This window comes from Puniceicoccus vermicola, from assembly GCF_014230055.1.
Taxonomy (GTDB): domain Bacteria; phylum Verrucomicrobiota; class Verrucomicrobiia; order Opitutales; family Puniceicoccaceae; genus Puniceicoccus; species Puniceicoccus vermicola.
The window spans coordinates 1-5,646 of the sequence record NZ_JACHVA010000032.1; the positions used below are offsets into that span (position 1 = coordinate 1).

General features: G+C 46.4%; 9 protein-coding genes. 8 read left to right on the top strand and 1 reads right to left on the bottom strand.

The annotated features are described in order from the left end of the window. The 8 genes from H5P30_RS02465 to H5P30_RS02500 all read left to right on the top strand — a co-directional run. The coding region (locus tag H5P30_RS02465) for a hypothetical protein (RefSeq protein ID WP_221774261.1) at positions 1 to 412 on the top strand (412 nt) is incomplete at its 5' end. Positions 413 to 911: 499 nt separating this feature from the next. After that, a complete protein-coding gene (locus H5P30_RS02470; protein WP_185691377.1) occupies positions 912 to 1,649 on the top strand; it encodes an alpha/beta hydrolase in 738 nt (245 codons plus the stop codon). A gap of 36 nt (positions 1,650 to 1,685) precedes the next feature. Beyond that, positions 1,686 to 2,060: a hypothetical protein gene (locus tag H5P30_RS02475; RefSeq protein WP_185691378.1), complete on the top strand. Its 375-nt coding sequence runs from the start codon at positions 1,686 to 1,688 to the stop codon at positions 2,058 to 2,060. A gap of 46 nt (positions 2,061 to 2,106) precedes the next feature. Continuing rightward, positions 2,107 to 2,583: a hypothetical protein gene (locus tag H5P30_RS02480; RefSeq protein ID WP_185691379.1), complete on the top strand. Its 477-nt coding sequence runs from the start codon at positions 2,107 to 2,109 to the stop codon at positions 2,581 to 2,583. A gap of 49 nt (positions 2,584 to 2,632) precedes the next feature. After that, entirely contained in the window at positions 2,633 to 2,983 is a 351-nt protein-coding gene (locus H5P30_RS02485; RefSeq protein ID WP_185691380.1) for a hypothetical protein, read from the top strand. Positions 2,984 to 3,068: 85 nt separating this feature from the next. Further along, complete coding sequence (locus H5P30_RS02490) at positions 3,069 to 3,551, top strand: hypothetical protein (RefSeq protein ID WP_185691381.1); 483 nt, start codon at positions 3,069 to 3,071, stop codon at positions 3,549 to 3,551. 24 nt (positions 3,552 to 3,575) lie between these two features. Continuing rightward, positions 3,576 to 4,019: a DUF4304 domain-containing protein gene (locus H5P30_RS02495; RefSeq protein WP_185691382.1), complete on the top strand. Its 444-nt coding sequence runs from the start codon at positions 3,576 to 3,578 to the stop codon at positions 4,017 to 4,019. A 513-nt stretch (positions 4,020 to 4,532) separates the two neighbouring features. Next, positions 4,533 to 4,721, top strand: a complete 189-nt coding sequence (locus H5P30_RS02500; RefSeq protein ID WP_185691383.1) for a hypothetical protein — start codon at positions 4,533 to 4,535, stop codon at positions 4,719 to 4,721. A 149-nt stretch (positions 4,722 to 4,870) separates the two neighbouring features. Here H5P30_RS02500 and H5P30_RS02505 read toward each other — a convergent pair. Further along, on the bottom strand, positions 4,871 to 5,646 hold a 776-nt coding region (locus H5P30_RS02505), incomplete at its 5' end, for an IS4 family transposase (RefSeq protein WP_185691384.1).

A 5,646-nucleotide genomic window follows, 5' to 3' on the forward strand; every position in this document is an offset into this window, starting at 1 on the left:
GTTCGTGGAAAAAATTATGAAAACTCAAGTCGAATTCAGATCTGATAAGTTCCCCGCCTATGAAGGTGAAGAAGAGGAAATCAACCCGGGTCTCTGGGGGCGTCGACTTGCAGAATATTTGACTACCAAACTAAAAGAAAAAGGAATCCCTATTGAGGATTACTTCACTGAAGATTGGGGCTACTATCTTCCAATCGAGAATAAAGAATTCCGGCTAGCGATCTGCTGCGGCCACCAGTATGGCGACGACAATGAGTTCTTGTGCTTCACTGAGCCTCGAACGCCGAAAGTAAGAAAGCTATTTAAAAAGATTGATGCTTCAGAGCAGTTGGAAAAAATAACCAAAGCAATGGACGAGATTTTGACATCAGATCCCGATATTCGAGACATCCAGTGGATCGAAGCAAACTAAGCACGAACAAGACGGTTCGGGACAACGGCTAATCGCCGCGCCCGACCTCCACGTTCGAGAAAAAAACCATGAACACCCGTATTCTAGTTATATTGGCCTACACCGTAATGGTGATTTCCTTTATTGTGAGTTTCGTTACATGTGACTTTTCATGGTTTGCGCGATCGGGGTCCTTCATGACTGCCGTAGCCGTCCTGTTATCTTCGAGAGCAGCGATCCGACAGGCAGGAATAGCAAATGGTTTTAGAAACGAGCCTTCAGACCTCGAAAAGGAACTGAGTGAAGACAGGAATGCATTCAGCTTTGGGTTTTCATTTTTGGCAGTCGGAGCACTAATCTGGGGATACGGAGACCTTTTGAACATTTGCCTCTCCAGATAGAGTCTAACATTCGAACAAAACGACGCAGACAACAAGTGACCCCTCCCGCCGAATCTAAAAATCAACCGGACGACTGAGCCTCACAAGCTGGTTGTCTGGTCTCGACGTTCGACAAAAGAATGAAAATTGAAGAACACGACCTACTCAGCTCATCTGGAGAGTTCTCCAGAAAAGCGTGGTATCTCCCATGTGCGAAAAGCCCGGAGCAATTTTGCATCTTCCTCGACGGAGAGTATTACGTAAATAGAATGGATGCTGCTGCAAAGCTCATTGGGCTGCAGGAAAGCGAATCCATCCCCCCAGTTGCTTGCCTTTTCATTTCACATTTTGACGGAGAAGCTCGCCACTACGACTATACCTGCAATAAGCGGTATGCTAATTTTGTTGCGTCGGATGTAATCGCTTGGCTTCACGAACGAAATCCCGAAGTTACTTTGACTGGTCATTTGATTGGCGGGACAAGCTTGAGCGGCCTACAAGCAGCATTCACGGCCATGACTCACTCAAAGACATTCGCATTAAGCCTCATTCAGTCGGGGTCTTTCTGGTGGAATAAGGAGTGGCTAAAAGAGAATCTGCCGAACCTTTGTGCGACCGAGGGTAGATTTTGGATCAGCGTCGGCGATAAAGAAACAGAATCAGAGGCCACACACCCGCCGACGGGAATGCGTCAAGAACTAGATCAGATTTCTGCCACTGAAAGGTTTATTGGGAGATTGAAGCACTACAACTCAGAGGTTTGCTACCATCTCTACAGCGGGGGACACGAAATTCGACCGTGGGAGCAGGAGTTCTCCAGCGCAATCCAATGGTTACACAAAGGAGTCGAACAAGGCAGTGGTGGCAACGTCGGCTAGCGCCGCCGTGCCACACTTTTACGATCTCCAGAAAAAATGAATCAAGATAGCTACTTCTTAGTCAGCCACATTCCTTATGGATATTTGATTCTGCTCGGGGTTGCTTTTGCAATTTGGTTATACTCAGAATTAAAAGTAAAAAGAAAGTTGGTTCGCATAGTCATCAGTGTTTTCTGTGCTTCTTACGCCTTATTTTTCTGCTGGAACGTTTCCCAGATTTCACCAATCGCTACGAATTTCACCTTATCGAACTCACTCTACCTAATTGAAGATAACCTCGACCAAGGAAAAGTGAATCAAGTCCAAGCAGCACTGAAAGAATTTGAGAGAATGGAATCAGAAAGCTCACTTCTGGAAGCTTCCATTTATCTACAACATCAACTCCAAACAGAGGAGATCCAGACGCAGTAGTCAACGTCGCTAACGCGCCGTCGACTATGCTCCACGATCGACAGAAATGAAATCACTCACCTCAGTGGTCCTTCTCGTATTACTGACCTCTCAGGTATTTGGGAATACTCAAAAATCAAAAGAAGTCGCTATTACCCAATCAAATGCTGCCGAACTGAAAGTGGCCGTAGAAGTTTATCGTTCAGCTTACTCAACGTATCCGCCACTCATTAAGTCAGAGCTACTCGAAGCTCTGAAAGGAAAGAAAGATGATGTGAACCCGAAGGGCTTACCCTTTTGGAGCCCGAAAAAAGAAAAGAAGATTCTCTGGTGGACTGTAAATCATGGTGTCGTGAACGCGAATGGAGAACTCATTGATGGTTGGGGCCGTCCGTTTTACTGGAATGTATCAGACGATGAACAAACATTAAGGCTGACTTCGAAAGGAAAGGATGGAATCCTTGATGCTGGAAAAGCAGACGGAGATGACCTCTATTTCACCATCGTAGAACCACTAAAACGGAGGTCGATCCAGACGCAGTAGTCAACGTCGCTAACGCGCCGTCGACTATGCTCCACGTTCTGCGAAAGAAATGAAATCTGCGTTCCCCCAGTTTGAGAAGCCATGCCTAGAAGCATTTCAATTCTTGGTCGAACGTTATGGATTCGAGGAACCCATCATTGAGCAACTGGGAAGAGAATGCTTCATTCGATACGAAAAAGAAAACAGAATAGTATCGATTGCTTACGAGCCATACAGCATTCCCATCGTCGAACTTTTCAGTCCTACCCACGAGATGAAGAACAGAAGAATCCCCAGAATTAACTCAGGCCTTGGGAAGAAAGATAAGTTCGATGATGAAGATGAGGCTCAACAGAGGAAAATACTGACTCATCAGGCTACGGAGCTTGAGAGCAAAGAGTTGGACTTTTTGAAGCAATGAACCCAAAAAGCAGAACAAGTCGGTGGTCTCAATTCCTTTCGCGCTCCGCGCTACAGTCTTGAGACACCTCGACGATCTGCGAGAAATGAAAGAAATAGGAAAAGATGAAGTCGGCGTGACCTATTTCGTATGCGATTATTCCGAAGGAGTTCTCTCGAATCTTCCGTGGGGAGGTGAGCAGTTCGACTGTCTGTTCTTTCCAGCACTCCCTGTCGATGGACCAGCTTATACCAGCGCAATTGAGGAAATATTGAAAAAGAATATCGATTGGATTTTCACCTGCGAACCCGATTCTGAGCATTGGCATGATATTGTGGATGAGATGGCTGTTGCCCTTGGATGCCAACAGGAGATCTGGGATGGATCTCCAATGACCGCTTGGTTTGATGAAGTGAAGAAGATTGAGGATTGGGATACCGCATATAATCATGGAGGTTCTGACTACTTCCTATTTGTTTTTATCTCAGCGGAGGATTCTCTCGAATCGCGAGTGGAAAGACTTCGAAGCCGTCTGAAAGCAGATCAAGGCGGTGGTATCAATTCCGAGTCGCTGCGCTCCTCTCCATGATACACCTCTACTTTGTGCAAAGAAATGAACCAATCGCGTGAAAACATTGTAGCCGTCATTAAAGAGGCGGTAATCCCAAAACTCAGAAACATGAGGTTTCGAGGGAGCTTTCCACATTTCCGTAGACTAGACACAAACCAAACTGATTTATTAACATTTCAGTTCAGCAAATACGGAGGAGAATTCTGTGTGGAGGTAGCCGTGGGGCCAAGTGCGTCATTTAAAACCTATTGGGGTAAAGAAATAGAACCAAAGAAATTGACTGCACACGACCTAGGAGAACGTCTTCGCATTGGTCCCAATAGCAAAGACGGTGAGGACCATTGGTTCACATATGAAGGGAAGGACTCAGTTACAGTTGAAAAATTAATAGAAGATTTGACGCAATCTATTGATAAAGAAGCAGTCGACTACTGGAGAAATACAAAATATATTGCACAACCAGACGGTGCAGACAACTCCGGTTAGCGCTCCGCGCTAACCTCCGCGTCTGACCTTGGCGTTGGATGAAATAGAAAATTGAATACGTTTCCCTACAGCATTCCCATTAATCGTGAGCTTTCCGAATTGGAAAGATCGATTCTCCGAAAGCTGATCTCTGAAACTCAGCCAGAACGAGAAAAAGAAATAGATTCACTTCATGTCTTTGGACGATGTGGATGCGGATCTTGCCCTACTGTGATGTTCACGATTGAAACCAAAAGAGAAAAAGAAAGATCGATTTTGGCGGACTTCCAAGGATGAGACACAGATTCCGGCTTGGTGGGAATCACACTATGGGAGAGTAACGGATCAATCGCCGAACTGGAGGCTTGGTCGATAGATGGAACCGACGTAGACTCTTGGCCAGAACTAGAAACAATCAGACCACTGAAAATCTCGAGATGAGAAGAAAAGAATGGTCCAACCAGCCAGCCCATACAACTCCAGCCAGCGCTCCGCGCTGACCTCCGCGTATGGCTTTCACGATCTACAAAAGAAATGAAAATAAAGGGAATACTTCAGATCGTCGCGGCCTTAGCCGTCCTCGGGATCTTGTATTTCCTGATCCCATGGTCTATCGGCTTTGGTGGCTTTTTCGGATGGATCGTTCTTCTTGCGGGCATCCCGCCGATTTTGGCTGTAGCACTTTTTCTCCTCGTTGGTGGCGTCACTAGCTGTCGAAGATAAATGTAGAAAAAAGAAAAGCGACTGAACATTGAACCAACCAAAACCACTAGACAAAATGGAAAGTAGATCCAGCCGGTGGTCTCAATTCCTTTCGCGCTCCGCGCTACAGTCTTGAGACACCTCTACGTTCGAAAAAAGGAATGCTTCCACTACTGTCCAGTTAGGAACTCGTTGAATGTCAATTGATTAGGTAATTGAGGTTCGTCAAAATTTGTGCAATAATCCATAAACAGCTGATGGATAGGTGTTTTCTGAAATACGTTGACGCTCAAAACTTGCAAAATCCGGCTAAGGTTTTCGCCGAATCCATGAATCTTATTGAGACAGGCCACCATGAGGTAAACGCAGATGGCGATCCAGATTTGGGTCTTCACCGCGTTCACGGAGGTGCCGTAGAACGCTTTGATTCTGAGGTTTTGCTTGATCCATTTGAAGAACAACTCGATGTGCCAGCGACTCTTATAGATGCGGGCGATCATGATGGCAGGAAGACCGAAATGGTTGGTGATGAATACCAGACTCTTGCCTGTTTCGAGATCGACAAAGCGGATGCGTCTGAGTTTTTCGGGGTAGTCCCGTTTGCTCTTGGTAGTCTTCAAGCCGGCGCTCTGGTCGCAACGCAAGCCAATGGCTTTGTCGACCGGGCGGGACTCGCTGACGTAGAAAGCCATATTGCTCTTTGCACGGGTGACGAAGAACGCTCCGGCTTGATGGATGCGATAGAGCCGTGCGAAATCGACGTATCCACGATCCATGACATAGATGCTTCCCGACTCGAAAACGATTTGGTCGAGCACGTTCACGTCATGCACGCTACCGTCGGTAATGCTCATAAACACTGGTATGGAGCCTCTCAAGTCGATCATCGTGTGCAGCTTGACTGCGGCTTTGGTCTGCCTGAAACGAGCCCACGGGAACATCGAAA